The 25,399-nt window shown below is 63.4% G+C and carries 27 protein-coding genes and 1 tRNA gene; 16 read left to right on the top strand and 12 right to left on the bottom strand.

Translation table 11 applies throughout. From position 1 onward, the window contains the following. The first annotated feature begins 2 nt into the window (after window positions 1-2). Window positions 3-1,445, top strand: a complete 1,443-nt coding sequence (locus IPN92_00240; GenBank protein MBK8636763.1) for a TldD/PmbA family protein — start codon at window positions 3-5, stop codon at window positions 1,443-1,445. Continuing rightward, window positions 1,442-2,776: a peptidase gene (locus IPN92_00235; protein MBK8636762.1), complete on the top strand. Its 1,335-nt coding sequence runs from the start codon at window positions 1,442-1,444 to the stop codon at window positions 2,774-2,776. The genes IPN92_00240 and IPN92_00235 overlap by 4 nt, the downstream gene beginning before the upstream one ends. Window positions 2,777-2,808: 32 nt before the next feature. Here IPN92_00235 and IPN92_00230 read toward each other — a convergent pair whose 3' ends face one another. Further along, a complete protein-coding gene (locus tag IPN92_00230) occupies window positions 2,809-3,381 on the bottom strand; it encodes a L,D-transpeptidase family protein (GenBank protein MBK8636761.1) in 573 nt (190 codons plus the stop codon). 133 nt (window positions 3,382-3,514) lie between these two features. Continuing rightward, window positions 3,515-4,345, bottom strand: coding sequence for a prolipoprotein diacylglyceryl transferase (locus IPN92_00225; protein ID MBK8636760.1), 831 nt, complete (start codon window positions 4,343-4,345; stop codon window positions 3,515-3,517). 749 nt (window positions 4,346-5,094) lie between these two features. Here IPN92_00225 and IPN92_00220 point away from each other — a divergent pair. Both IPN92_00220 and IPN92_00215 read left to right on the top strand, forming a co-directional pair. Then, a complete protein-coding gene (locus IPN92_00220) occupies window positions 5,095-5,322 on the top strand; it encodes a heavy-metal-associated domain-containing protein (protein ID MBK8636759.1) in 228 nt (75 codons plus the stop codon). Between the two features lie 327 nt (window positions 5,323-5,649). Beyond that, window positions 5,650-5,964, top strand: a complete 315-nt coding sequence (locus tag IPN92_00215) for a hypothetical protein (protein ID MBK8636758.1) — start codon at window positions 5,650-5,652, stop codon at window positions 5,962-5,964. A 97-nt stretch (window positions 5,965-6,061) separates the two neighbouring features. Here the strand turns inward: IPN92_00215 and IPN92_00210 are convergent, their stop codons facing one another. Further along, the gene (locus IPN92_00210) at window positions 6,062-6,610 is read right to left on the bottom strand and encodes an NAD(P)H-dependent oxidoreductase (protein ID MBK8636757.1); all 549 of its coding nucleotides are present in this window, start codon (window positions 6,608-6,610) and stop codon (window positions 6,062-6,064) included. A gap of 245 nt (window positions 6,611-6,855) precedes the next feature. Here IPN92_00210 and IPN92_00205 point away from each other — a divergent pair, with 245 nt between their 5' ends. After that, a complete protein-coding gene (locus IPN92_00205; GenBank protein ID MBK8636756.1) occupies window positions 6,856-7,470 on the top strand; it encodes a TRIC cation channel family protein in 615 nt (204 codons plus the stop codon). A gap of 238 nt (window positions 7,471-7,708) precedes the next feature. On the opposite strand, the gene IPN92_00200 is transcribed toward IPN92_00205, so the two are convergent. From IPN92_00200 to IPN92_00170, 7 genes are all read right to left on the bottom strand, one after another. After that, window positions 7,709-8,599 carry a LysR family transcriptional regulator gene (locus tag IPN92_00200; protein MBK8636755.1) on the bottom strand — a complete coding sequence of 297 codons (891 nt, stop codon included), beginning with the start codon at window positions 8,597-8,599 and terminating at the stop codon, window positions 7,709-7,711. A 225-nt stretch (window positions 8,600-8,824) separates the two neighbouring features. Continuing rightward, window positions 8,825-9,109 (bottom strand): hypothetical protein, encoded by a 285-nt coding sequence (locus IPN92_00195; GenBank protein ID MBK8636754.1) that lies wholly within the window; start codon window positions 9,107-9,109, stop codon window positions 8,825-8,827. 184 nt (window positions 9,110-9,293) lie between these two features. Beyond that, window positions 9,294-10,040 carry an ATP-binding protein gene (locus IPN92_00190; protein MBK8636753.1) on the bottom strand — a complete coding sequence of 249 codons (747 nt, stop codon included), beginning with the start codon at window positions 10,038-10,040 and terminating at the stop codon, window positions 9,294-9,296. After that, window positions 10,027-10,377, bottom strand: a complete 351-nt coding sequence (locus IPN92_00185; GenBank protein ID MBK8636752.1) for a hypothetical protein — start codon at window positions 10,375-10,377, stop codon at window positions 10,027-10,029. Before IPN92_00185 ends, IPN92_00190 begins: the two co-directional genes overlap by 14 nt. A 256-nt stretch (window positions 10,378-10,633) precedes the next feature. Next, window positions 10,634-10,906 carry a hypothetical protein gene (locus IPN92_00180; GenBank protein ID MBK8636751.1) on the bottom strand — a complete coding sequence of 91 codons (273 nt, stop codon included), beginning with the start codon at window positions 10,904-10,906 and terminating at the stop codon, window positions 10,634-10,636. Window positions 10,907-11,675: 769 nt separating this feature from the next. Beyond that, on the bottom strand, window positions 11,676-12,482 hold the full coding sequence (locus IPN92_00175) for a class I SAM-dependent methyltransferase (protein MBK8636750.1): 807 nt from the start codon (window positions 12,480-12,482) through the stop codon (window positions 11,676-11,678). 84 nt (window positions 12,483-12,566) lie between these two features. Continuing rightward, entirely contained in the window at window positions 12,567-13,535 is a 969-nt protein-coding gene (locus IPN92_00170) for a tripartite tricarboxylate transporter substrate binding protein (GenBank protein ID MBK8636749.1), read from the bottom strand. Window positions 13,536-13,637: 102 nt separating this feature from the next. Here IPN92_00170 and IPN92_00165 point away from each other — a divergent pair, with 102 nt between their 5' ends. From IPN92_00165 to IPN92_00155, 3 genes are all read left to right on the top strand, one after another. Then, window positions 13,638-14,576 (top strand): LysR family transcriptional regulator, encoded by a 939-nt coding sequence (locus tag IPN92_00165; GenBank protein MBK8636748.1) that lies wholly within the window; start codon window positions 13,638-13,640, stop codon window positions 14,574-14,576. A 61-nt stretch (window positions 14,577-14,637) separates the two neighbouring features. Continuing rightward, complete coding sequence (locus IPN92_00160) at window positions 14,638-15,099, top strand: tripartite tricarboxylate transporter TctB family protein (protein MBK8636747.1); 462 nt, start codon at window positions 14,638-14,640, stop codon at window positions 15,097-15,099. A 21-nt stretch (window positions 15,100-15,120) separates the two neighbouring features. Further along, window positions 15,121-16,632 carry a tripartite tricarboxylate transporter permease gene (locus IPN92_00155; GenBank protein MBK8636746.1) on the top strand — a complete coding sequence of 504 codons (1,512 nt, stop codon included), beginning with the start codon at window positions 15,121-15,123 and terminating at the stop codon, window positions 16,630-16,632. Between the two features lie 303 nt (window positions 16,633-16,935). Here IPN92_00155 and IPN92_00150 read toward each other — a convergent pair whose 3' ends face one another. After that, window positions 16,936-17,046 (bottom strand): IS1 family transposase, encoded by a 111-nt coding sequence (locus IPN92_00150; protein MBK8636745.1) that lies wholly within the window; start codon window positions 17,044-17,046, stop codon window positions 16,936-16,938. A 229-nt stretch (window positions 17,047-17,275) separates the two neighbouring features. Between IPN92_00150 and IPN92_00145 the strand changes: the two genes are divergently transcribed. From IPN92_00145 to IPN92_00125, 5 genes are all read left to right on the top strand, one after another. Continuing rightward, a complete protein-coding gene (locus IPN92_00145) occupies window positions 17,276-17,815 on the top strand; it encodes a cytochrome b (GenBank protein MBK8636744.1) in 540 nt (179 codons plus the stop codon). A 29-nt stretch (window positions 17,816-17,844) separates the two neighbouring features. After that, entirely contained in the window at window positions 17,845-18,405 is a 561-nt protein-coding gene (locus tag IPN92_00140; protein MBK8636743.1) for a YceI family protein, read from the top strand. A 49-nt stretch (window positions 18,406-18,454) separates the two neighbouring features. Beyond that, the gene (locus tag IPN92_00135; GenBank protein MBK8636742.1) at window positions 18,455-19,030 is read left to right on the top strand and encodes a polyisoprenoid-binding protein; all 576 of its coding nucleotides are present in this window, start codon (window positions 18,455-18,457) and stop codon (window positions 19,028-19,030) included. Between the two features lie 74 nt (window positions 19,031-19,104). After that, entirely contained in the window at window positions 19,105-19,824 is a 720-nt protein-coding gene (locus tag IPN92_00130) for a pirin family protein (GenBank protein ID MBK8636741.1), read from the top strand. Between the two features lie 49 nt (window positions 19,825-19,873). After that, entirely contained in the window at window positions 19,874-20,737 is an 864-nt protein-coding gene (locus IPN92_00125; protein ID MBK8636740.1) for a pirin family protein, read from the top strand. A gap of 152 nt (window positions 20,738-20,889) precedes the next feature. Here IPN92_00125 and uvrB read toward each other — a convergent pair whose 3' ends face one another. Further along, a complete protein-coding gene (uvrB, locus tag IPN92_00120) occupies window positions 20,890-22,908 on the bottom strand; it encodes an excinuclease ABC subunit B (protein MBK8636739.1) in 2,019 nt (672 codons plus the stop codon). 159 nt (window positions 22,909-23,067) lie between these two features. Here uvrB and IPN92_00115 point away from each other — a divergent pair, with 159 nt between their 5' ends. The 3 genes from IPN92_00115 (at window position 23,068) to IPN92_00105 (ending at window position 25,123) form a co-directional block, all read left to right on the top strand. Continuing rightward, window positions 23,068-24,252, top strand: a complete 1,185-nt coding sequence (locus IPN92_00115) for a pyridoxal phosphate-dependent aminotransferase (protein MBK8636738.1) — start codon at window positions 23,068-23,070, stop codon at window positions 24,250-24,252. Between the two features lie 114 nt (window positions 24,253-24,366). After that, window positions 24,367-24,442: transfer RNA gene (locus IPN92_00110), tRNA-Asn, on the top strand. Between the two features lie 159 nt (window positions 24,443-24,601). After that, window positions 24,602-25,123, top strand: coding sequence for an SCP-like extracellular (locus tag IPN92_00105; GenBank protein ID MBK8636737.1), 522 nt, complete (start codon window positions 24,602-24,604; stop codon window positions 25,121-25,123). Window positions 25,124-25,399 lie beyond the last annotated feature (276 nt).

The following is a 25,399-nucleotide window of genomic DNA, read 5'->3' as shown; positions in this document are numbered from 1 at the left end:
GCATGGAGCACCTGATCGTCCTCGCCGACCGTTGCCGCCGCTCCGCTCCGGCCGCGGACTACTGGTCCGCGCGGCTGGTGAGCGAGGAAACGGACGAACTGGCGGTGCGCCAGGGGGTCACCGAGCCCAGCGTCCTGGGCTCCAGCCTCGGCGTCTTCCTGACCCTGGCGCGGGGGGCTGGTATCGGCTATGGCGCCACCTCCGATCTCAGCGCCGCCGGCCTGGCCGCCGCCTGGGAACGGGCGGCCGGCTCGGCGGAGCTGCACGCCCGACTGGGGCTCTTTGATGGCGGGCTCTACCCCCGTTCCAGCCTGCGGGCGGAGTACGCCAGCCCCGTTGCCGAGCCCTGGGAGTCCATGAGCCTGGCGGACAAGCTCGATCTGTTGCGGGAGGCCTGCGCGGCCCTGGAGATCGACCCTCGCATCGTCGATAGCACCGCCTGGCTCGGCCGGCGGCGGGTCCAGCAGTTGCTGGTTACCAGCGCCGGCGGCGAGATTCGCCAGGTCTTCGACCAAGTCTCCTCCGGCCTGGTGGCGGTGGCCAACGCGGGGAGCCAGACCCAGAGCCGTCACGGCGGTGGTGCCGACTGGGGCGGTCAGGGCGGACTCGAACGCCTGGCCCGGGTAGGTTTCCGCGCGGGTGCCCAGCGGGTCGCCGAGGAGGCCATCGCCCTGCTGGCGGCCCCGGAGTGCCCCCTAGGCGTCCGCGACCTCATCCTGATGCCGAACCAGATGGTCCTGCAGATCCACGAGAGCATCGGCCACCCCCTGGAGTTGGACCGCATCCTGGGCGACGAGCGCAATTACGCCGGCACCAGTTTTGTCACCCTGGACATGTTCGGGTCCTACCGCTACGGCTCGGCGCTGCTCAATATCACCTTCGATCCCAGCGTTCCCGGCGAACTCGCCAGCGCCGTCGCCGATGACGAGGGCACCCTGGCGGAGCGCCAGGTTCTAATCCGCGCCGGTATCCTGGAACGGCCGCTGGGTAGCCGCCTGTCCCAGGCCCGCTCCGGCCTGCCCGGCGTCGCCAACGCCCGCGCCAGCGCCTGGGACCGGCCTCCCATCGATCGCATGGCCAATCTCAACCTGGAGCCCGGCCAGGACAGTCTGGCCAGCCTCATTGGCAAGGTCGAAAGGGGCGTCCTCATGGATACCAACCGCTCCTGGTCCATCGACGACAGCCGCAACAAGTTCCAGTTTGGCTGCGAGTTGGGGCGTCTGATCGAGGACGGGGAGCTCGGCGGCCTGGTGCGGAATCCGGGTTATCGCGGTATCTCCGCCAGCTTCTGGCGCTCCCTGGCCGGCGTCGGTGCTGCCGCCAGCCGGGAGGTCCGGGGCGTCTATACCTGCGGCAAGGGCGAGCCCAACCAGGCGGTCCAGGTAGGCCACGCCTCGCCGCCCGCCCTCTTTCGGGATGTCGCGGTCTTCGGAGGCGGGGAATGAGGGACACGGCCTTTTTCGAGCTCACCCACCGCCTGACTCAATCCTTGCGGGGCGACGAGGTCTTGCTGTGCAACCTGGACGGCGAGGATTCCGACTTCGTGCGCCTCAACGGCAACCGGGTGCGTCAGGCCGGCGGCCTGCGCGCCTGGCGTTTGAGCCTGGATCTGATCGAGGGTCGGCGCCAGGCCCAGGCAAGCTGCGATCTGAGCGGCGATCCGGAGGAGGACCTGGCCCGGGCCCGGGGCCTGATGGAGCGCCTGCGGGAACGCCTGCCCCATGTTCCCGAAGATCCCTATCTCAATTACGCGATCGAGCCCTCCACGAGCCACCAGGTCCTGAACGGGGGCGGCGCCGCTGGGGATGGGGATGGGGCCGCCGGGGCCATCGCCGATCTGCACTCTGCCGCGGAGGGGCTGGACCTGGTCGGCATCTGGGCCAGCGGGGAGCTGAGCGCGGGCTTTACCAGTTCCCTGGGCCACCGTCATTGGCACGCCAGCCGCAGCTTCAATCTGGACTTTAGCTGTTACCTGGAGGGCGATAAGGCGGTCAAGGCCAATCTGAGCGGTGTCGTCTGGGACCCCCAGGCCCTGGCCGCCAAACTGGCGGGGGTGCGCCGCGACCTGGAGATCCTGGCCCGCCCGGCCCGCGCCATCCCGCCGGGTCGCTATCGCGCCTATCTGGCCCCGGCGGCGGTGGCGGAGCTGTTAGACCTCCTGGCCTGGGGTGGTTTTGGCATCAAGGACCACAAGACCGCCCAGACGCCGCTGCTCCGCCTGGCCCGGGGCGAACGCCACCTGGACCCCCGCGTCACCCTGCGCGAGGAACATGCCCGGGGGCTGGCCCCGCGCTTCACCGGTGAAGGTTTCGTCAAGCCCGAGGCCGTCACCCTCATCGCCGGCGGTCGCTACCAGGATTGCCTGGTGGACAGCCGCAGCGCCAAGGAATATGGCCAGGCCGTCAATGCCGCCGGGGAGGGCCCGGAGTCCCTGGCCCTGGACCCAGGCGATATCCCCACCGCCGAAATATCCCGTCGCCTGGACACCGGGTTGGCGATCGGTAACCTCTGGTACCTCAACTACGCCGATCGCAACGACTGCCGCATCACGGGCATGACCCGCTTTGCGACCTTCTGGGTGGAAAACGGCGAAGCCGTCGCCCCCGTCCCGGCGATGCGTTTCGACGACTCCCTCTATCATCTGCTGGGTGATCGCCTCGCGGGCCTGACACGCGAGCGGGAACTCCTGGTCTCCCCCGAGACCTACGAGGGCCGCTCCTCGGCGAGCGCCCTGCTACCGGGTATCCTGGTCAGCGGCATCGATCTGGCCTTGTAAGGGGGTCGGCCGGGTGGCCCCGGCCAGGGGTCCTAGGGGACGATGCGGATCCTGGTACCGTCCCGGACGGCATGCCAGATCTCGTCCATCTCCTTGTTATTGACGGCGATGCAGCCATTGGTCCAGTCGAGACGGTCATATTCGGCGAGCACCGTCGAGGAGTGAATGTAGTTGGGCTTGCCGTGGATCATGATCATGCCCCCCGGCTTGTAACCGGCCTCCTCGGCGCGCAGACGATCATCGAAGTTCGGGTAGGAGACGTGCAGGGCCTTGTAGTAGTTGCTTCTATGGTTGCGCCAGTCGAGGACATACTCCCCTTCCGGTGTGCGCTGGTCACCCTCGCGGAATTTGGGGCCCACCGGGTCCTTGCCCAAGGCGACGCGGTATTCCTTCATCACCTGTCCGCCTTTCATCAACTTCAAGCGGCGATCCGACTTGTCCACCACTACCTCGTCGGCGGTCGTCAACTTGGCCGGCTCGGTATCCTTGGTTGTGGAACAGCCCGCCAGCCAGGTCGTCAGGCATAGGGCCGCGCCGACCAGGGCGCCCGCCCGGGCGAATCCTCTTGCGGAGGATGGTAGGCTAAACAAGGGATTATGGGTCATGCCGCTTCTCGACTCAGTCAGTTCATCACAATATTTAAAGTAAACGACGAGCGGTCTCCGGCGTCAAGAGGTTGGAGCTTTCTCGCTACCTCCCCCGTTCACGACAGAGACCAATAGGCGGTGCCAGGGCGAGTCAAGCCAGAGCCTGGCGCCGATAGGCCAGGACGAGCAGGAGGATACCCGCCAGGATCATGGGCAGACTCAGGAGCTGGCCCATGGTGAGCCAGTCGAAGGCCAGATAGCCAATGTGGTTGTCCGGCACCCGCACCAGCTCCACCAAGCCCCGGAAAAGGCCGTAGCCGAGGAGAAAAAGGCCCGACACGGCCATGGTCGGACGGGGGCGGCTGGAATAGATCCATAGGATGAGGAAGAGTACCAGACCCTCCAGGGCCGCCTCGTAGAGTTGGGAGGGGTGCAGGGCCAGACTCCATTCGGTCCCGAGGGGCAGGTCGCGGCACTGCTCCGGAAAGCGGGAGCAGGGCAGGCGCAGACCCCAGGCGGCCTCCGTGGCTCTGCCCCAGAGTTCGCCATTGATGAAGTTGCCGATGCGCCCGGCCAGCAGGCCCAGGGGCACCAGGGGGGCGATGAAGTCCGTGACCTGAAAGAAGCCGAGTCGGCGCCGGTTGCCGAAGAGCGTCATGGCGATCAGGACGCCGATGAGACCGCCATGAAAGGACATGCCGCCCTGCCAGACCTTCAACAGATTGAGGGGATTGGCGAGGATCTGGTCGAAGCCATAAAAGAGCATGTAGCCCAGGCGGCCACCGACGATGACGCCGATCACGCCATAAAAGAGCAGGTCGTCCACCATCGGCGCGGTCCAGCCCGAATTCGGCCGCCGGGCTCGGTACCGGCCCAGGGCCCAAAAGGCGCCAAAGCCGATCAGGTACATGAGGCCGTACCAGTGGATCTTGAGGGGGCCTAGGGCCAGGGCGACGGGGTCGATATCAGGATAAGTCAACATGGGGGCATTTTAGCGCAACCTGGCGTTCGGGGGGGTGGATTGACGCCTCGGGCCGCGACTTATTCATCAAGCCCGGCAGCGCCCTGTTCTGGGCCCTGCACGAGGGGAGGGTCGTTTATGGCGGCGGAGCGGACCTTGGCGGAGACCTTCCTGTTGGCCGCGGAGCGTGACGGGCAGGCGTTCCGGAAGCTTGAGCAGGTCGTCTATTGCGCCGTTCGCTGCCGTACCCGACGGGGACGCCCTGGCGGAACCGCCACCCGAGTACGTCCGTGACCAGCGCGTACCGTGGTAACCCCCGTCACCCGGTTCATCCCGGGGATCCACCCCCCGTGCGCACCCGCGCCCGCGACCCGCGGTCCCATGCCCGCCGCACGCCACTCCCCGCCCCTCGAACGCGGGGACAGCTGTTTCCTCCCGGCCGGTCCACCGGGTGGCTGGTCTCGAGCCGCTTGCCTGCGCCTCCCGTCGTTGGTAAAGCTACCCACCCACCCACCCACCCACCCACCCACCCACCCACCCACCCATCCGACCGTCGTGCGGTTGAAGTTCCTATCCCTTGAAGTTCCTATACCTTGGACTATATAGAAAGTGAGCGGTTGGTCGTTGCTGGACAATGTAATGCAAGCATCTGTCGTCAACATAAATAGCGGCCCCGGAAAATGGAGCATCCTGGTGCCTTGGGCAGAGATAACGCAGTCGGCCGTCCGCTACGCTAGTTCAGTCCATCACAGCCAGAGGAGCAGACAACCATGTATAACGGCGACATCGTGATCCATATCGATGAAGATCTGGACGACCACAACATCCACTATTTGGAGCGCGAACTTGCAGGCATCGACGGGATTTTGAGCGCCTGCGTACACGAACGGACGCGCCACCTCATGGTCGTGGACTTCGATGCGACGGCCATCAAACCGAGTACGATCGTTGACTCGTTCCGAGGGCGCGGACTCCATGCGGAAATGATCGGCTTATAGTCGCCGGGCAGCCCCGATTCCCGCCCACCGTCCGGGGAGGCTGCAGGGTTACAGCGATTGGCGGCGAGCACTGATTTTCTCCGAATTCTGCGGAGATCCCTGATTCGCGGGTACTTGCAGTACGGCTTTTTCGTTGCATGTGCTGACATCAAGACCCGATCACTGCCGATTTCACCATAAGCCCGAGCAAAAAACGCTGCCTCGGGACCGCGTCGACGCCCCACCCACCCCATCACCACCTCGTCCAAGCCGAGCCGGTGCTTGCGCCCTTGTTGCTTCCACTGGCGGCGATGTTGGTGTTATGGGCCGCCGGCCGCAGAAGCACTGTTGCTGGAGTTACATCGGAGCCAACCGACCGGGAAGCTGCTGGCCCGCTGGATCATCGCGATACACTATAGGCATGCGGCGGGCGCCGCGGACAAGGCCGCGAGCCAGCATCCGTCGTCCCACAAGCTGAACGCCAAAATGACCTGCGAGGAGTTTCTCGGTCTGGAAGTGAGCTTCCAGCCCGAAGCGGTGTCCTGGGCAGTCGCCTACGGAGAGAACGGGGAGCCAGAGGTCGAGGTCGTGGACGTCGAGGGTGTCGAGACGGTGGTCCCCTTCGTCGTCGAGGGATGCGCTGACCGAGGCGAAGGTGTTTGATTCCCTTCGCGGAACCTCATGTTCATCCGACGACGGATGCACCGATCGAGATCAGGCTCCAGCGCGGCCGAGCCTGACCTACCTCCGCCCATCCCGATCAGCGCCGCGCCGCGACGACCTCGGCGACCAGCATCTGCATCTGCTCACCGATCAGCTTGGTGAGTTTTTCGTCGATCAAGTTGCCATCGGCATCAAACCCACCCGCAAAGGCGTTGGCGAAAATTTCCGGCTTGTTCAGGGGACGCAGGTCAAGAAAGACGCAGACCTGACGCAGGTGGTATTGAGCCCGCGAGGTGCCCATGCCGCCACCGGCGCCCATGATAGCCACCGGCTTGCCGGCCAGAAGGGCGTTGCCGGGTTCGCGCGAGGCCCAGTCCAGGATATTCTTCAAAGCAGGTGCCAGTGAGTAGTTGTATTCGGTGCTAGCCAGCACCAAAGCATCGGCTGATCCGATCTGGGCCAGCACATGGCCGACGGCCGCGGGTTTTGCGGCGATGTCCTGGTTATAAAAAGGAATATCGGTCAGGTCGGCAATTTCCAGGATGGCCTCGGCCGGCAGATTCGCCTGTGCCGCACGCAGCAGACCCCGGTTGGTCGATGCCTGACGCAGGCTGCCAGCAATGCCGAGTAGTTTTATGGAAGCCATGAAATCTCCTCGCTGAAGCGGTTGATGGGATGTTGTGAAACACAAGGGCATAGTCACGGATGATACGTTGCCATGCGACTGAAGTTTCCCAGAATTATCCCTAAAAGATAGTCAGTTTTGTTCCGACGTCAACAGCCTGGCGTCACGCTACTATTGCTGGGGCCATCTGCAACTGCACGACCACGGCAAGCGGGGTTGGACGCCTTAAACAATTATATCTTACCCAATCACCTAGGCTTAAAACCGTGCTAGCCATCATCGAAATTGCCGCCATCTGTGCCTTTGCCGTCTCCGGCTTGATCGAGGCTGTTCGCAAGCGGATGGATGTTGTCGGGGTCTTCACGGTAGCCTTCGTGACTGCCTTCGGCGGCGGGACCCTGCGGGATCTGTTGCTGGATCGCCGCCCCCTCTCCTGGGTGCAGCATCAGGAATATGTCTGGCTGGTCTTGGGACTGACCCTGGCCGGGCCGCCCTTACTTGGTTTAATGCGTCATCGTTGGGCCGACCGCCTCATGCAGGCTACGGATGCTATAGGACTCGGTCTCTTTGCCGCCTCGGGCGCGGCATTTGCCCTGGCCGCCGAGATGCCTATTATTGTTGTGGTGTTGTTGGGCGTGGTGACGGGGGTGTTTGGCGGCGTGCTGCGCGATGTTCTGTGTAACGAAATCCCAGTGGTCTTTCACGATCACCGGCCTTATGCTCTCTGCGCTTTCCTCGGTTGCTGGGTACTGGTGGGTCTGGATTCCGCCGGCGCGGCATCCTGGTTCTCCCTCCTGGCAGGCGCGGGAACCTCGACCGGATTAAGGCTCTTGGCGCTGGCAATGGACTGGAAGATTCCATCCTGGCCTAAAGAGAATTAAGCATTTAACTTTATGGCGTTTTCCTTATATGAATACTGTTAAAGCATTTGGTGCGTAAAACGCTGACGTTCCCATGGCTCCCCTGGAGATTGAGCGTCGGCAACCGGGTCCAGACGATGTCAAATCGAGATCCTTTATGGCGGCGTTTGCCATTCCGACCTGTCAATTGTCAGGAAAATAATTGCCCGCCAAGCCGGCGGGCATTTTTTTGCGCTCGACTGACAGCCACCGCGCCGCATTAGCCAGGACACTTCATCCGCCCCGCAAGAAACTCGATCAAGGCCCGCACCCGGTGGGGCATGTAGCGATTGCTCGGGAGCAGGGCATAGATGCCCAGATCGGGCGGCGCGAAGTCTTCGAGCAGGGTCACCATGCCGCGGTCCCGGAGATAGTCCTCCGCGACGAAGTCCGGGACCATGGTGATCCCCAGGTCCCGCACCGCCGCCTCGGCCAGGGCCTCGCCGTTGTTAGCCTGGAGCTTGAACGGCAGGTAGAAGGTTTCCACCTCGCCCTCGACCCGGAAGGGCCAGGGCTGCACGACCCCGCGGTGGGTGTAGCCGATCAGGGCATGGCCAGCGAGTTCGGCGGGATGCCGTGGCTGGCCATGGCGGGCCAGATAGGCCGGGGTAGCGATGACCTGGAGCCGGGAAGCCCCCAGCTTGCGGGCGATGTCTCCCGGCTCCAGACGGGCGGTGATGCGCACCAGCAGGTCCTTGCCTTCCTCCACCAGATTCTGTTGGCTGTCGGTGAAATCCGTCGCCAGGGTAATGGCCGGATAGGTCTGGGAAAACTCCAGCAGTAACGGCACCAGCTTCTTCAGCCCAAAGCTCAGGGGCACGCCGATGTGCAAGTGGCCGCGCGGGGTCAGGCTGTCCGCCATCACGTCCGCCTCGGCCGATTCGACCAGGTCGAGGATCTCCCGGCACTTCTCCAGGTAGGCGGCCCCGCCCGCCGTCAGGGTCAGGCGCCGCGTCGTGCGCACCATCAGCTTGATGCCCAGATGCTCCTCCAGGGCGGCGATCTGGCGCGTGATCACGGAACGCGCCACCCCCAGCCGGCTGGCGGCGGCCGCGAAACTGCCCAATTCCGCGACTCGCACAAAGGTGGTCATGGCGTCGAGACGGTTCATTGTTGCCCTTTCTGCAATGGCGAAGGGCTGATTCTGAGCTATTAGGTGCTCAGTCGGAAGTCCGGAGTATTTCCAGGTCCGATTTAACCGATCCATGACCAGCCTCCAGTACCTGTTCGGGCCATAGGGAGAGCTGACGCAGACGAAAAAAAGGCGGCACAGGTGCCGCCTAAAGGTTGGTCCATCGGCTGCCGTCCCGGGCAGCTTGTTGCGTGGCTTAGACGCTCATTTCTGACGGTGATACATGCCGCAACCTACGGGGGTACCCTTCGGGATGACCGCCGTCGTCTGACCCGCCTTGCACTCGGGCAGACTGCCTTGGGTAGTCTTGCAGCGCACGGTACGGTCATCGGCGGTGCGCGACAGCACGGTGCCCGTCAGGTTGGTGCCATGGCAGGCCTCGCAGAAGAGGCCGCCGTGGCCAGTGCTGACCCGGTAGAGTTTCGGGTTGCCGTCGGCGGCGCCGCCCTCGGCCACCACGTTCTCCGCAAAGGCCTTATTGTTGGGCACGATGGGCGTGGCCTTGGCATCGCCTGTCGGCGCCGCCGCGAAAGTGGCGCAATACAGCCGAGAGAAAAGAGGACCGCGGGATAGCTTGTGGGTGTCAGTGTTTGTGGGCAAAGACTGAGATGGGCACCTTCGCTCACCTAGGGGACGGGCATTGCTTCAGGGTGAGGGCGGGCTCGGTTGCACCTCAGCTTCCGCTGTGGTCGCGCATACGATAGCTGCGCCCCTTGATGACCACTGACTCAGCATGGTGGAGCAAGCGGTCGAGCAAGGCGGAAGTCAGGGTGCTGTCGTTGTTGAAAATCTCCGGCCACTGTTTGAAGGCGCGATGGGTGGTGATGACCGTGGAGCCGCGCTCGTAGCGTTGGCTGATCACCTGGAACAGGGCGTCGGCGCGGAATTTGTCGATCGGCAGATAGCCGAGCTCGTCGACGACGAGCAAGGCGGGCTTGAGCAGCCGCGCCAGTTCGCGCTTGAGCCCGCCGGTGGCCTGGGCGGCAGCGAGCGTATTGACAATATCAACGGCGCTGGTAAAGAGCGCCATCTGACCGTGGAGGCGGGCGGTGTGCGCCAGGGCGATGGCCAGATGGGTCTTGGCCACGCCGACATCACCGAGCAGGACGACGTTGCCGTGCTGGGGGAGGAAGTCCAAGCGGAACAGTTGCTGGACTTGGGCACGGTTGATTTTCTTCGGCCAGCTCCAGTCGAAGTCGTCCAGGGTCTTGAGACTGGGCAAGCGGGCCGCCTTCACCCGCCGGCGCACCAGCGCCTCGTCGCGGCGTGCCACCTTCCCAGCGATCAGCGCTTCGAGAAAGCGCACAGCGGTCCAGGCCTCGCGAGCAGCCTGTTCCGCCAGGGCGGGATAGTGTTCGAGGATCCAATGCAACTGCAACCGTCGCAGCTCTTGCACCAGCACCTGCTCAGCCGCGGTCATAGTCGTCGCCCTCCGCCTCGGGGATCGCGTAAGGCGACCAATCCGCCGGTAGCAACTCCCGCTCCAGCACATCCTGATAGGGCATCAAGACCAGCGCACTGGGTTGCGGCCATTGCCGGGCGCGGGCCCGGATCAGGTGGGCGATGTACTCGTGGCTGTTGCGCCTCGAAAGCCAGGGCATCCGCCATTGCCCGGTTGACCGCCTCGGCCCCGTGGATATCGGCCAGGGCGAGGATCTTGCGCACGTGCGCGAGGGCATTGCCCCGTCGCTTTGGCGCGCGCCGAGGTGTTGGGCGAAGCCGTCGCGGATGGCACGCCAGGTGGCGTAGTCGATCATGGCCGTCTCTCCAGGGCCGAGCGCAGCCGCTGTAGCTGGACTGCACCCGGCACTGCGCCTGGCAGGCTCAGCACCTGATAGAGCGGTGGGTCATCAGCGATCAGATCCCGCGCGAGCAGGTCGCGGCGTGCCTGCGCCAGCCGCTCGGGTGTGATGCGCAGGCGTTGCGCGAGGGTGCGATAACGGTGCTCTCGCGCGTGCCGGTAACGACCCCGGCGGGGCCGAAGCGGTCGTTGGCAGGTCCGCCGGGAGCGGATCAGGGGAAACGGGGAGCACGGCGAGGGCGGCGATGGGTACCGCGGATGTAGCCGGGATGCGCCTGCCGCCAGGCCTGTACGCGTGCCACTGCCGCCGCTCCCCGGTGGTAGTCGCGATTCTCCACCTTAGCCAACCATTTGGCCTGGCTGGTGCGCTTACTCGCCGCCCGACAGGCGGGCTGGGTGCAGTAGCGCTGATGATGGGCATTGCGAGGGTCAGGGACGAAGCGCTCGCCGCAGTTCACACAGGTCCGCCGTTGTTCGTGTCCCATGTCGCGTCCCCCGCCAGATGGCCAATCTGGCTATAAGACACGGCAGGAAGAACACCGAAGAACACCGAAGAACACCTTAGAGGGAAGAAAACTCCAGGACAGCATCGTTCACACGAGGAAGAAGACGGGTAAGAAGAGCCAGGTTCACCCCGGCAGAATTAGACCCGTTTCAGATCGGCCGCGACAAGGGGGCGGCGGGCCAGCGGCGGGTGCCGGCGACGGAAGAGGACGGAAGGCGACCACCACTGCACTTTCTGGTCGAAGACATACTCGGGTGACGGTCGCGCCAAGGCCTCGCAGTCCGGTACGGCAGGGACCGGCGGGTCGTCCCAGGCGGTGGGCCCGCGCGCGCGGGCAGTCCGGGGCAGCTCGGCGGGCTCGCCGACGTGGGAGAGGATCCGCCGCACGGGGGGCGGTCTCGGTGCTGAAGGCGACGATGCGCAGACCGTCCTCTATCGGTTGGATTGCCGCCGTCTTGGTTCACAGGGCCAGCGTTCGTTCGGGGCCGCTGACCGCCCCTTCGTGCACTCCTTGGGCCGAGCGTCCAGTCGATGGTCGCTGACCGGCCAGGAGCCGTCGCCGAGCATGGTTCTGATCGCGGCGGCGAAGGGACGTTAAGCGGCCGCCCGACAGATCGAAAAACTTGAGCCTGGCCCCTTATCCCAGGGGCTTCTCCGAGGTCGGCGGCAGGTCGGCCCTGCCAACACTACGATGGGGATCTGACGCCGAACAGGTTCGGTGCCGGCCCAAGCCACAGGGGTTCCAGCAACTATGGCACTTTGCCTTTCACGACCCAGGCCGTTGCGGCGTAGGACCGTGGACCATCGACCTCTCCATCTAGATACGCCAGCTTGACCATGTCTCGAAGCTTTTCCCGCGCTTGCATGCCAAGGGTGCCGACGTAGTCCGCGATCGGTCCATCCTTGCCTTCTGTGGGTGCCCAGAAGTCGGCAAAAGATGCGAAATCCATGCGGATCGTCAGCATGCCGTCCACGACATCAACCAGACCGGCCTCACGCCACGCGCGCGCCAAGTCTCCGGGGCGACTCATGGGCTTGGTGTACGCTCTCGCTCTGCACTCATTTCCGTGCCCATCGAGCATGGCTGCCGCATCGAAGATCAGACGAACGCAGACGAGCCCTCCGCGTGTGTCCCACGTCGCGGCGGCGACAGTTCCGCCCGGACGCGTGACACGCCGCATCTCGCGCACTGCGAGATCGGCCTGCGGAATGAATTGCAGGACCAGCAGCGAGAGGGTGTGGTCAAACGAGGCGTCCGGAAATGGCAGAGTACAAGCGTCTCCCACTTCGAAGTCGACGCGCGCATCGCGATTCCGTCGCTTGGCGTGCTCGACGTAAGCGGCCGAAAAATCAATGCCACGCACGCTGCCGATGGCTGGGTTCTGGGCAATGCTGAAACTCAGATTGCCCGTGCCGCACCCGACATCCAGGACGCGCTCCGCTGCCGCAATCCCCGCGAAGTCAATGAACAGGGGCGCGAGACGACGGCTCCATCGGCCCATCTGTACCTCGTAACCGTCTCCGTCCGAGGCAACGAATGTTGATGAAATCGCCATGTGTTCTTCGTTATATGCATCGGGCGACAGCTCCCATCGGGTTTGGCCGCTAACCGAGCGGTCGGCCTCAGGCTTGGTCGTCTGTCACTGCGGCTTCAAGCCAATCGCATTGACAAGCGCTGCGTTGACGGCAATCTCCTTCTCGACATGCGCGTCGAACTCGGTCGGGGTCATGACCATCGGATCGATGCCTAGTGTCGCCAGCTTGTTCTTCACCTTGGGCTCTTGCAGCGCTTTGAGCGTCTCGCGGTGAAGCTTCTCGACGATATCGCGCGGCGTCTTCGCCGGCAGAAACACGCCCAACCAGAGCGGATACTCGGCATTGGCGAAGCCAGCCTCCAGTGTAGTCGGCACGTCCGGCAGCAAGGAAGAGCGTTGGGCGCCATTCACCACGAGCGCAGTGAGCTTGCCCTCCCGCACCCGAGGCGCCACGACGCCGACGGGCCCGAAGAAGAAGTCGACCCGTCCGGTCATCACCTCGGTGAGGACTTCCGACCCGCCCTTGAGTGGAATATGCACGGCCTCGATTCCCGCGCTCGACCGGAAACGTTCCGCGCTGAGATGAGTCGCAGTCCCGACACCGGCTGAGGCGTAATTCATCGCGCCAGGCGTCGCCTTGGCTGCGGCGATGAGGTCGCCCACTGTCTTCCACCCTTTGGCTGGCGGGACGACCAGGACATTGGGCAGGATGCCGAGTGGGATGACTGCAGCGAAGTCCCGCGCCGGGTGGTAGTTCAGGTTCAGATAAAGCGACGGCGCTATGGCGTGTGCGGACGAGTTGACCAGCAGGGTGTAGCCATCGGGTTCCGACTTGGCAACGACGCTTGCACCGATCGTTTGCCCTGCGCCGGGACGGTTCTCGACGATGACGGGCTGCCCGAGTTGCGTCGACACCTGTTCGAACACGACACGCGCGGCAATGTCGGCCATGCTGCCGGGCGCGATCGGCACGATCGCCCTCAGCGGTTTCGAGGGCCAGGTCTGTGCTTCGGCGGTGAATGTCGCGACGGTCAGGCCGAGTGTAAGTATGCGCATCAAGAGCATCGATTTCACGGCTTTCTCCTTATAAAGAAACGCAATTTGCACATCAACTATGGCACCCTGCTGTTTAGCAGTCCAATATAGAATTCCTCTCGTTACTTATGCCGATCAGGCATGATCACTGGTATGGACCTTCGACACGCGCGAACCTTCGTCACCGTTGCAGATCTGGGCACCGTCTCCAAGGCGGCGGTACGTCTGCACATTGCCCAGCCTGCCCTGTCCCGGCAGATCAGCGATCTTGAGCAGGAGCTCGGTCTCAAACTCTTCGATCGTTTAGGACGCCGTCTCGTGCTGACTGGCGAGGGCGAGCAGTTGCTTGGCGACTGTCGTGGTTTGTTGAACTGCGCCAGCTCGATCGGCGAGCGCGCGCAACAGCTTCGGCGCGGCGACGCGGGCATACTGAAGGTAGCGGCCTCCCCTCAGTTCATCGAAGGCACCCTTTCCGGGTTCCTGGACCGATTCACGCAGCGTTACCCCAACGTGCAGGTCAAGGTGATCGAGGCAATTGCGTGGTCCGACACCCTCGGAATGCTCGAGCGCGGCGAGATTCACCTTGGCCAGAATCTGCTTCGCGTGGTTCAGCCCGACGATCCGCGCTTTGCGAGCCACCCGCTAGAGGCGGTAGACCTGCTTGCCGCTTCGCATGCACCGTTGATGCTCGGAAAGAGCGGAGCGATCGAGATCGCCCACCTCGCCGCCCAGCCGCTCCTTGTTCTGGATACCAGCTTCGTAACCCGCCGCACCTTCGACGCCACCTGCCGTCTGGCAGGCATCGAGGCTAATATCGTTTTCGAGAGCCGAACACCGCATACGCTGCTGGCAATGGCTGAGAGAGGGCACGGTATAGCCATCGTTCCTTCTGCAGTACGCATCGATCGGTATCCCTTGCGCATCGTCCGGGTCACCTACGGGGGCAAACCGTTGCGCGAGTACTTGGCCGTCTTCTGGGACAAGCGGCGCTCCCTGCCGTCCTACGCAACGGCCTTTTGCGATATGCTGGCGGAGTACGCGCGCGAAGTGTTCCCCATTTCCAGGCCGTCCGAACCATAGACTGACCACGAAGACGTCCCAACAGGCTTGCCAAACGCGCAGCAACCGCGAGGAGATGAAAGTGAAAATCAGAAACGAAACCGACTTCTGGTCAGGCGTGATGTTCATCGCGTTCGGGCTGTTTTTCGGGGCGTTCGCGACCCGCTATGACTTTGGTACCGCAAGGGTCATGGGGCCGGCGTATTTCCCGACCGTTCTGGGCGGGCTGCTCGCGCTTGTCGGCGTGCTGGTGGCCTTGGCCGGACTCGGGCGCGCGGGAGAAGGCGGTAAGCTCGAGAGGTTCCATTTCGCCGAGCTGGCATGGGTGCTCGGTGCGGTGGTCATCTATGCAGCAATACTGCGCTGGGCAGGCCTGCTGGTGTCCATGCTCGCGCTGATCGTGATCTCCAGCTTCGCGAGCCACGAGTTCCGCTGGAAGGATGCGATCATCCTGTCAATCGTGATGGTCGTGATCACGTACCTCGTCTTCATCAGAGGGCTAAAGCTCACGATCCCGGTACTGCCTGCGTTCCTCAAGAATTAGACGGACTCAGCGGAGACGGCTATGGAACTATTGGGAAACCTCGCGATCGGCTTCGGCACTGCGCTGACGCTGCAGAACCTATTTTATTCCTTTGCTGGCTGCCTGATCGGCACGCTGATCGGCGTGCTGCCGGGCGTCGGCCCGGTCGCCACCCTGGCGATGCTGCTGCCGACGACCTACGCGCTGGAACCGACCTCGGCGCTGATCATGCTGGCTGGCATCTACTACGGTGCGCAGTACGGCGGCTCGACGACGGCGATTCTGGTCAATCTGCCCGGTGAATCGTCGTCCGTCGTGACCTGTCTCGACGGCTACCAGATGGCGCGCCAGGGTCGCGCGGGGGCGGCGCTCGGTATAGCGGCAATCGGCTCATTCATTGCCGGAACCTTCGCAACGGTTCTGGTCGCGGCGTTTGCCCCGCCGCTGACCGAACTCGCGTTCCAGTTCGGTCCTGCCGAATACTTCTCGCTGATGCTGCTGGGCCTGATCGGCGCCGTCGTACTCGCGTCGGGTTCGCTGGTCAAGGCGATCGGGATGATCATGCTCGGGCTGCTGCTCGGATTGGTCGGCACCGACGTGAACTCAGGCGTGGCACGTTTCAGCTTCGGGATTCCAGAACTGACCGACGGCATCGGCTTCGTCGCGGTGGCGATGGGCGTGTTCGGCTTTGCCGAGATCATCGCCAATGTGGAGAAGAAAGGCCAGCGCGAGGTGTTGACCAACAACGTCGGCTCGGTCATGCCGAACGTCAAGGAGATGAAGGAGGCGGCGCCGGCGATCGCGCGCGGCACGCTCCTGGGTTCGATTCTTGGCATACTGCCTGGCGGCGGCGCGCTGCTCGCGTCCTTTGCGGCGTACGCGGTCGAAAAGAAACTCGCGGGTCCGAATGCCGATCCGCCATTCGGCAAGGGCAACATCCGCGGCGTTGCCGGCCCGGAGTCGGCCAATAACGCGGGCGCGCAGACCTCGTTCATCCCGATGCTGACGCTCGGCATACCGCCCAACGCAGTGATGGCGTTGATGATCGGCGCGATGACGATCCACAACATCCAGCCCGGCCCGCAGGTGATGACGAGCAATCCGACGCTCTTCTGGGGCCTGATTGCATCGATGTGGATCGGCAACCTGATGCTGGTGATCCTCAATCTGCCGCTGATCGGGCTGTGGATCCAGTTGCTGAAGGTGCCGTACCGGCTGCTGTATCCGGCAATCCTGGTGTTCTGCTGTATCGGCGTGTACTCGATCAATAACACGACCTTCGACGTGTTCATGACCGTCTTCTTCGGCGCGCTGGGTTATCTGTTCTACAAGCTGCGCTGCGAGCCCGCACCGCTGATCCTGGGCTTCATCCTCGGCCCGATGATGGAGGAGAACCTGCGGCGGGCGATGCTGCTGTCACGCGGCGACCCGACCACGTTCGTCACCAGCCCGCTCTCGCTCGGCCTCCTGCTTGCGGCCCTGGTATTGTTGGGCATCGCGACGTTGCCGGCGATCAAGTCCAAACGCCGGGAAACGTTCCAGGAAGCGGACTGAGCCGAAGAGGCCAAGCTCGAGAAAGCACTTCGCTTGGCCAAGCCGGGCCTTGGTTTCTTGAGATGCGTGCGCGGGGGGTAGTGTCCTGATTAGCAGGGCGACAACCCTTCCAAAGCTTGGTTCTGATTGACTGGACGTGTCGCATTGTAATGGTGAATAAAATACCATATTGCCCCAATATGGTTTTCGAGTTTTTTTGAGAATGAAAGCGCTTTTCGGTAGTGCCCTAATCGGTAGGATGGCGGCAAAATTATACCTTTTTTGACAGTCTGTTAGGCAAAATGCGCCCTACACATTGGGGCACTACCCTCGTACGAACTGACGTCCGCATTCCTGGCAACGGTAAATTTGCTTGTGGAGTGGGTTGAATCCGTTTTTGACAAGGTGATCAGAATTGCAAGCGGGGCAGTGCATGTGGGAATTAACATAATGCCGAAAATATCATAATAGCAAATTTTGCCAAGCAATCCTATTGATAAGGGCGCTACCGTCTGCCCGCCGTCCAGACATGGCCTTGCCAGGGGATTGTTGCTGATTCAGCAATACAGAATTGCTTTTTGCCTGCTATTTCGCGCCCCTCGGGGCCGGTACAGTAGCCCCATCGCCGACAGCCGCGGCAGGGGCCGCCACGAGGAAGACGCTCATGAATCATCACTACACCGGTACCGCCAAGGGCCTGCACTGGCTGATCGCTGTCCTGATGCTGGGTCTGCTGGGACTGGGCTTTTACATGCACGACCTGCCCCTGTCGCCGCAGAAGCTGCAACTCTACGCCTGGCACAAATGGGCCGGCGTCACCGTCTTCCTGTTGGTGATCCTGCGCCTGGCCTGGCGTGTCACCCATCAGCCGCCGGCCCTGCCAGCAGGAATGCCCAGGTGGCAGCAGTGGGCCGCCCAGGCCACCCACCTCTTGCTCTATGTGTTGATGCTGGCCATCCCGCTCTCGGGCTGGCTGATGAGTTCGGCCAAGGGTTTCCAGACGGTGTGGTTCGGGGTCCTGCCTCTGCCGGATCTGCTCGCCAAGGACAAGGCCCTCGGTGACCTGCTGGCAACGCTGCATATGAGCCTGAACCTACTGCTGGTGGCCCTGCTGATCGCCCATGTCGGTGCCAGCCTGAAGCACCACTTCATCGACAGGGACGACATCCTCCTGCGCATGTTGCCGAAGTTCGGCAAGGCCTGAACCCTGACCCAAGCCCCGGAGAAATGACGATGCAACGCCTTGCCCTCTTTCTTGCCCTGAACGCCCTGGTGGCCCCCGCCACCCATGCCGTGGAATTCACCCAGGTCCAGGCCGACCAGAGCCGCATCACCTTTGGTTACTCCCAGATGGGGGTCGGCATGGACGGCGGTTTCAAGACCTTTAACGGCCAGGTGCGCTTTGATCCGGCCCAGCCGGCCAACGCCAAGGCCGTGATCGAGGTTGACTTAGCCAGCATCGATACCGGCACCCCGGAGGCCGATGAAGAGGTGGCGACCAAGACCTGGTTCAACACCCCGGCCTTTCCGACCGCCCGCTTCGCCTCGACTAGCGTCAAGGCCGTCGGCGATAACCGCTATGAGGTTGCCGGCCACTTGACTATCAAGGGCCAGACCCGGGAGGTCCTGGTGCCCGCCACCTTCACGGCACAGGGGAACGCCGGGGTCTTCGCCGGTAGCTTCACCCTGCGCCGGGGGGACTTCGCGATCGGCGAAGGACCCTGGTCCGCCTTTGACATCGTCGCCAACGAGGTCGAGGTCGGGTTTCAACTCGCTGCCACACCGGGCCACTAATCCCATCCCTTCGCTCAACCACCCCCTGAACCACAATCGGAGATTACCCATGAACAAACTCAGCCGACTTTCCGCCGCCGTCATCCTCGCCGCCGCCTCGGCCTCCGCCCTGGCCGCGACGGAGACCTATCAGGTGGACGGTTCCCACACCTTCCCGAGTTTCTCCTACAGCCACTTAGGCCTCTCCACGCAGGTCAGCCAGTTCAATAAGACCACGGGCACGGTGATGCTTGACCAGAAGGCCAAGACCGGGGCCGTGGATATCACCATCGACACCCGCTCGGTGGATACCGGCTATGCCACCTTCAACGAGCATATCCAGGGCGAGGACTTTCTGGACACCGCCAAGTACCCGACCGCCACCTTCAAGTCCACGAAAGTGGTCTTCGAGGGTGACAAGCCCAAGACCATCGAGGGCGACCTGACCATCAAGGGCGTCACCAAGCCGGTGACCCTGAAGGTGAACCACTTCACCACCATGAAGCACCCCATGCTGAAGAAAGATGCCATTGGTGCCAACGCCAGCACCCTCATCAAGCGCAGTGAATTCAATGCTGGCAAGCATGTCCCTAACGTCGGCGATGAAGTGACCATCACGGTCGCCATCGAGGCAATCAAGGGCTAAGGCCGGGACCAACCCGGTGACGGGCACTCCCTGTCGAGTGCCCCGTCGCCCCGGCTTACAGCGAGGAATTTGACATGCTCGAACTCAGACCTGCCGCCGACCGTGGTCTCGCCAAGCTGGGTTGGTTGCATTCCCGGCACAGCTTTTCCTTCGGCAGCTACTACGATCCGGAACAGGGCGGCTTCTCGGACCTGCTGGTGATCAACGATGACCGCGTCCAGCCGGGCCGGGGCTTCGACACTCACGGCCACCGCGACATGGAGATCTTCACCTATGTCCTGGAGGGGGCCCTGGAGCACAAGGATTCGATGGGTACGGGCTCCGTCATCCGCCCCGGGGATGTGCAGATGATGAGCGCCGGCTCGGGCATCCGCCACAGCGAATTCAATGCCTCGCGCCAGGAGTTGGTGCACTTTCTGCAAATCTGGATCATCCCGAACCGCAAGGGCGTTACCCCACGTTACCAGCAGCAGCGGTTCGAGGCGGCGGAAAAGCGGGGCAAGCTGCGCCTCATCATCTCCCCGGAGGGTGCCGAGGGGTCCCTGGCGGTTTATCAGGACGCCCGGGTCTATGCCGGCCTGTTCGACGGCCAGGAACAGCAGATCTTGACCTTGCCGGAGAACCGCTATGCCTACATCCAGGTGGCCCGCGGATCGCTGGCGGTCAATGGCCAACGCCTGATGGCGGGAGACGGCGCCCGCCTGCGCAACGTCGAAGAGATCCGCTTCGGCAAAGGCGAGAACGCCGAGGTGCTGGTCTTCGACCTGCGCCCGGTCGAATTACCCAGTTACTGAGGGAGGTTTGGCCATGGGCGCAGAGGGTGTCGAAAAGAGGAGCAACATCATGAAAGAAATCGCCTTTATCAAACGCAGCAGCGGCCGTCACTGGGTCGGCAATGGCTTCCCGGTCCAGAGCATTTTTTCCTACAACGACATTGCCGAGGAAATGTCGCCCTTCCTGCTGATGGACTATGCCGGCCCGGCCGATTTCGCACCCACGACCGAGCGCCGGGGGGTCGGCCAGCATCCGCATCGGGGCTTCGAGACGGTGACCCTGGTCTATGCGGGTGGGGTCTCGCATCGGGATTCATCGGGTGGTGGCGGTACCATTGGCCCGGGCGACGTCCAGTGGATGACGGCGGCCTCTGGCTTGATCCACGAGGAATACCACAGCGACGACTTCGCCCGCCAGGGCGGGCCCTTCGAGATGGTCCAGCTCTGGGTCAACCTGCCCGCCAAGGATAAGATGGCGGGACCCGGCTACCAGGGCCTCACCGCCCCTCAGATCCCCAGTGTTGAACTGCCCGGTGACGCCGGTACGGCCCGGATCATCGCCGGTCGCTACGGCGATACGCAGGGGGCGGCACGCACCTTTACCCCCATGAATGTCTGGGACCTGCGCCTCAAGGCCGGCCATGCGCTAGCGATCGACCTGCCTGCCGGACACACCACCGCCCTGTTTGTCCTGCATGGGTCAATCCAGATGGGCGCCCACACCATCCGCGCGGCCGAGCTGGCGGTCATGGAGCGCGAGGGCACGCAGCTCGCCTTCGATATCGCGGAGGATGCCATCCTGCTGCTGCTAAACGGTGAGCCGCTCAACGAACCTATCGTGGGTCACGGTCCCTTCGTCATGAACAGCCAGGAGGAGATCATCCAGGCGATGCACGACTACAACAGCGGCAAATTCGGGCAGATCGTCCATTAACAGAGACCAGACGCCAACAAGGGCTGGCAGGAATACCTGGTGTACGCCAAGGCCGAGTTGTGGCGCGGGGAAACCAGTTGGGCAGCCCCTGGTTCATGACTCGGCCTTTCTGGCGTTACGTTCCCTCGTGCCCAAGCAGCCCCGCGGGTTCTTCAGGCCGCCAGCCCCTTCATCTGCAGCTCCTTGAGCCGATCGCGGACCGCCGCCGCCTTCTCGAACTCCAGGTCCTTGGCGTAGCCGTACATCTCCTTCTCCAGGGCCTTGATCTTGCGGGCCATCTGCGCCGGGGTCAGGCTGGCGTACTCGGCTGTCTCCTCCGCTACCTTGGCGTATTCCCGGGCCGACCTGGGCCCGCCGGGGGTGGAGCCCTCCAGGATGTCGGCGACGGACTTCTGAATGGTCTGGGGGGTGATGCCGTGGGTTTGATTGAAGGCCGTCTGCCTGGCGCGGCGGCGTTCGGTCTCGCCGATGGCCCGCTCCATGGAGCCGGTGATGCGGTCGGCGTAGAGGATGGCCTTGCCATTGATGTTGCGGGCGGCCCGGCCGATGGTCTGGATCAGCGAGCCCTCGGAACGCAGGAAGCCCTCCTTATCCGCATCCAGGATAGCCACCAGCGAGACCTCGGGCATGTCCAGGCCCTCGCGCAGCAGGTTGATGCCCACCAGCACATCAAACTGCCCCAGGCGCAGGTCGCGGATGATCTCCACCCGCTCCACGGTGTCGATATCCGAGTGCAGATAGCGCACCCGCACGCCGTGGTCGTTCAGATAATCGGTGAGATCCTCCGCCATGCGCTTGGTGAGGGTGGTGACCAGGACCCGCTCGTCGTGGCTGACCCGGGCCCGGATCTCCGACAGGAGATTATCGACCTGGCTCAGGGCGGGCCGGACCTCCAGACCCGGGTCCACCAGCCCCGTGGGCCGCACCACCTGCTCGACGATGGCCCCGGAGTGCTGGATCTCGTAGTCGCGCGGGGTGGCGGAGACATAGATGGTCTGGGGCTGGCGCTCCTGGAATTCCTCGAAGCGCAGGGGGCGGTTGTCCAGGGCCGAGGGCAGGCGGAAGCCGTACGCCACCAGGTTCTCCTTGCGCGAGCGGTCGCCCTTGTACATGCCGCCGAGCTGGGGCACGGTGACGTGGCTCTCGTCGATGATGAGAAGGGCGTTGTCCGGCAGATAGTCGTAGAGGGTCGGCGGTGGCTCGCCCGGCCCGCGCCCGGACAGGTAGCGGGAGTAGTTCTCGACCCCGGAGCAGTAGCCCACCTCCACCATCATCTCCAGGTCGAAGAGGGTGCGCTGCTCCAGGCGCTGGGCCTCTACCAGCTTGTCGTGTTCCCGCAGCCAGGCCAGGCGCTCCCGGAGCTCCACCTTGATCTGGTCCACCGCCCCCAGGACCGTCTCCCGGGGCGTGGCATAGTGGGTCTTGGGGAAGACGGTATAGCGGGCGACCTTGCGCAGCACCTCGCCGGTGAGGGGGTCGAAGACCGCCAGGGTCTCGATCTCCTCATCGAAGAGGGTGACGCGCAGGGCCTCCTCGTCCGACTCCGCCGGGTGAATGTCGATGACGTCGCCCCGCACCCGGAAGGTGCCGCGGTGCAACTCCACCTCGTTGCGCTTGTACTGCAGATCCGCCAGCCGGCGCAGGAGGGCGCGCTGGTCCACCCGGTCGCCGCGGCTCAGGTGCAGCACCATGCGCAGATAGGCATCCGGGTCCCCTAGGCCGTAGATGGAGGAGACGGTGGCGACAATGATGACGTCCGGCCGCTCCAGGATGGCCTTGGTGGCCGAGAGGCGCATCTGCTCGATGTGCTCGTTGATGGAAGCGTCCTTCTCGATATAGGTGTCCGAGGAGGGGACATAGGCCTCCGGTTGGTAATAGTCATAGTAGGAGACGAAATACTCCACGGCGTTGTGGGGAAAGAAGTCGCGCATCTCGCCATAGAGCTGGGCCGCCAGGGTCTTGTTGGGCGCCAGCACCAGGGCCGGGCGCTGGAGTTCCTGGATGACATTCGCGACGGTGAAGGTCTTGCCCGACCCCGTGACCCCGAGCAGGGTCAGTCCCGCCTCGCCATCCCGCAGCCCCGCCACCAGGCGGCGGATGGCCTCCGGCTGATCGCCGGCGGGATTGAATTTCGAGACCAGTGCGAAGGGTTTGTCGGGGAGCTTGCTCATGAGGGGCGGCGGTGTTTCCGAGGGAGGGCGCTGGGTATCGCCGTCAAGGTGGTGAATCCCCGTGCCTGTGATGGCGCGTTTCGCTATTATTGGGAGCCACGCCCACGATTGCCAGGGCGCTAAACCCACCCCACCGGCAAAGAGTCGAGAACAGGACCGATGAGCAGCAAACTTTCCGCCCGCGTACAATCCGTCAAGCCTTCGGCGACCCTCGCCATCACCGCCCGCGCCAAGGCCCTGCGCGCCGCGGGCAAGGACGTCGTCGGCCTGGGTGCCGGTGAACCGGACTTCGATACCCCGGACCACATCAAGGAGGCGGCCATCAAGGCCATCCGCGACGGCTTCACCAAATACACCCCGGTGGAAGGCACCGTCGAACTGCGGCGGGCCATTGTCAATAAGTTCAAGCGCGAGAATGGCTTCGACTACCAGCTCGAAGAGATCCTGGTCTCCTGCGGCGGCAAACAGAGCTTCTACAATCTGGCCCAGGCCATCCTGGACCCGGGCGACGAGGTCATCATCCCCGCTCCCTACTGGGTCTCCTATCCCGACATGTCGCTCCTGGCCGGCGGCGTGCCCGTCATCGTGGACGCGGGCGCGGATCAGAACTTCAAGATCACCCCGGCCCAACTCGAGGCGGCCATCACCGAGCGTACCGCCCTGGTCGTCATCAACAGCCCCTCCAACCCTACCGGCATGTCCTACAGCCACGCCGAGCTGGCGGGTCTGGGCGAGGTCCTGCGTCGTCACCCCCAGGCGGTCATCGCCACCGACGATATGTACGAGCACATCCGCTGGAGCAGCGAGCCCTTCGTCAACATCCTCAACGCCTGCCCCGACCTGGCCCCGCGCACCCTGGTCCTCAACGGCGTTTCCAAGGCCTACTCCATGACCGGCTGGCGCATCGGCTACGCCGGCGGCCCCGCCGACATCATCAAGGCCATGAAGAAGATCCAGGGCCAGAGCACCTCCAACCCGACCTCCATCTCCCAGGTCGCCGCCCAGGCCGCCCTGGAAGGCCCCCAGGACTGCATCGCCACCATGGGCGCCGCCTTCAAGGAACGTCACGACTACGTGGTCGCGCGTCTCAACGGCATGGCCGGCATTGAGTGCCTGCCCACTGACGGCACCTTCTATGTCTTCCCCAAGGTGCAGGGCATGATCGACGCCATCGACGGCGTCAAGGATGACCTGGAACTGGCCGAGTACCTCATCGAGAAGGCGGGCGTCGCCCTTGTCCCCGGCTCCGCCTTCGGTCTCGGCGGCCACGCGCGCATCTCCATCGCCACCAGCCGCGCCAACCTGGAAAAGGCCCTCGACCGCATCGCCAGCGTCATCGGCTGATAGGGTAACGCCTAACGGCGGCGTGGCCGGTCGGGACCCCCGTTGCCCTGGCGTGGCCGCGCGCGGTCCTTGACTCCGGTAAGAATGGCCAATAGAATGCCGGGCTTAAACCATTCCTCGGTAGCTCAGTCGGTAGAGCGGATGACTGTTAATCATTAGGTCCGTGGTTCGAGTCCACGCCGGGGAGCCAAATAAGACAGAGGCTTAGAACCGAAAGGCTCTAAGCCTTTTTATTTTTGTGGATAACATCACAAGACCGCCTACCCGTCGCCGACCCACCTCAAAGCCCGGAAACACCAGAACATAAGGGGGATCAACTTAATGCTGGTCTATGCTAACTACCTGTGAAATGTTAAAGCGACTCCTGCTCATCTGCTGTCTCGTCCCTGCCCTGTCGGCGCAGGCGTTAGACGTGGATGCGGACCGAATGGTTGCCGCGCACAATCGCTGGCGCGAAACAGTTGGCGCTCCACCCCTCGCTTATTCGCCTGAACTTGCCGCTTCTGCCCAGAAATGGGCGAACCATCTGAAGCAATCCAACCAGTGTCGCATGCAGCACAGCAAGCCTAATGGGCGATACGGTGAGAATCTGTATTGGGCGGGTGCAATCAAATGGTCGGATGGCAAGCGCGAACTGCAGAGAATCAGCCCGAAGAAGGTTGTGGACGACTGGGGCAGCGAGGGTGCCAACTATGACTACAAGAACAACAGCTGTGCCACTGGCAAAATGTGCGGGCATTACACGCAAGTCGTTTGGAAAAGCACCACCAGGGTGGGCTGTGGCGTCGCGGTGTGCGATGACTCACGTGAGCAGGTGTGGGTCTGTCAGTACCAGCCGCCGGGCAATTGGGTTGGGAGAAAACCCTATTGATTCAATACAGGTCGGTTAGAGGTTAGAGGCGGGTAGGTGCGGATTCATTCGCACGGCGTAGTCTAGAATCAAGTGCAACACCACTACACATCCAACCGGTCGAAGTCCTCGTGTCGGCAGCCGAGGCGCCGCTTGCGAATTCTCATGGCCCCGCCCCATCGCGGAAGGTAAGTTTTGTAGGCGACCCGAGGCAGGATGTCTCACGCGTCATGACTGCATCGCCAGGGACGCGCGTCGCGCAGGAAAGTCCTCAACCAACTTCGCCTTCAGGAGAGT

The sequence above is a fragment of the Chromatiaceae bacterium genome (genome assembly GCA_016714645.1).
GTDB lineage: Bacteria > Pseudomonadota > Gammaproteobacteria > Chromatiales > Chromatiaceae > M0108.
This window is presented reverse-complemented; position numbering and strand designations above follow the sequence as displayed.

Excerpts from the sequence above, each read along its gene's own strand:
- IPN92_00165 (MBK8636748.1), top strand. The coding sequence starts at position 13,638 with ATGATCACTGGTATGGACCTTCGACACGCGCGAACCTTCGTCACCGTT.
- IPN92_00150 (MBK8636745.1), bottom strand. The coding sequence starts at position 17,046 with ATGCACTGCCCCGCTTGCAATTCTGATCACCTTGTCAAAAACGGATTC.
- uvrB (MBK8636739.1), bottom strand. The coding sequence starts at position 22,908 with ATGAGCAAGCTCCCCGACAAACCCTTCGCACTGGTCTCGAAATTCAAT.
- IPN92_00180 (MBK8636751.1), bottom strand. The coding sequence starts at position 10,906 with ATGGGACACGAACAACGGCGGACCTGTGTGAACTGCGGCGAGCGCTTC.
- IPN92_00240 (MBK8636763.1), top strand. The coding sequence starts at position 3 with ATGGAGCACCTGATCGTCCTCGCCGACCGTTGCCGCCGCTCCGCTCCG.
- IPN92_00140 (MBK8636743.1), top strand. The coding sequence starts at position 17,845 with ATGCAACGCCTTGCCCTCTTTCTTGCCCTGAACGCCCTGGTGGCCCCC.
- IPN92_00135 (MBK8636742.1), top strand. The coding sequence starts at position 18,455 with ATGAACAAACTCAGCCGACTTTCCGCCGCCGTCATCCTCGCCGCCGCC.
- IPN92_00125 (MBK8636740.1), top strand. The coding sequence starts at position 19,874 with ATGAAAGAAATCGCCTTTATCAAACGCAGCAGCGGCCGTCACTGGGTC.
- IPN92_00200 (MBK8636755.1), bottom strand. The coding sequence starts at position 8,599 with ATGAACCGTCTCGACGCCATGACCACCTTTGTGCGAGTCGCGGAATTG.
- IPN92_00115 (MBK8636738.1), top strand. The coding sequence starts at position 23,068 with ATGAGCAGCAAACTTTCCGCCCGCGTACAATCCGTCAAGCCTTCGGCG.
- IPN92_00145 (MBK8636744.1), top strand. The coding sequence starts at position 17,276 with ATGAATCATCACTACACCGGTACCGCCAAGGGCCTGCACTGGCTGATC.
- IPN92_00185 (MBK8636752.1), bottom strand. The coding sequence starts at position 10,377 with ATGATCGACTACGCCACCTGGCGTGCCATCCGCGACGGCTTCGCCCAA.
- IPN92_00230 (MBK8636761.1), bottom strand. The coding sequence starts at position 3,381 with ATGACCCATAATCCCTTGTTTAGCCTACCATCCTCCGCAAGAGGATTC.
- IPN92_00130 (MBK8636741.1), top strand. The coding sequence starts at position 19,105 with ATGCTCGAACTCAGACCTGCCGCCGACCGTGGTCTCGCCAAGCTGGGT.
- IPN92_00210 (MBK8636757.1), bottom strand. The coding sequence starts at position 6,610 with ATGGCTTCCATAAAACTACTCGGCATTGCTGGCAGCCTGCGTCAGGCA.
- IPN92_00225 (MBK8636760.1), bottom strand. The coding sequence starts at position 4,345 with ATGTTGACTTATCCTGATATCGACCCCGTCGCCCTGGCCCTAGGCCCC.
- IPN92_00190 (MBK8636753.1), bottom strand. The coding sequence starts at position 10,040 with ATGACCGCGGCTGAGCAGGTGCTGGTGCAAGAGCTGCGACGGTTGCAG.
- IPN92_00175 (MBK8636750.1), bottom strand. The coding sequence starts at position 12,482 with ATGGCGATTTCATCAACATTCGTTGCCTCGGACGGAGACGGTTACGAG.
- IPN92_00220 (MBK8636759.1), top strand. The coding sequence starts at position 5,095 with ATGTATAACGGCGACATCGTGATCCATATCGATGAAGATCTGGACGAC.
- IPN92_00235 (MBK8636762.1), top strand. The coding sequence starts at position 1,442 with ATGAGGGACACGGCCTTTTTCGAGCTCACCCACCGCCTGACTCAATCC.
- IPN92_00105 (MBK8636737.1), top strand. The coding sequence starts at position 24,602 with ATGTTAAAGCGACTCCTGCTCATCTGCTGTCTCGTCCCTGCCCTGTCG.
- IPN92_00155 (MBK8636746.1), top strand. The coding sequence starts at position 15,121 with ATGGAACTATTGGGAAACCTCGCGATCGGCTTCGGCACTGCGCTGACG.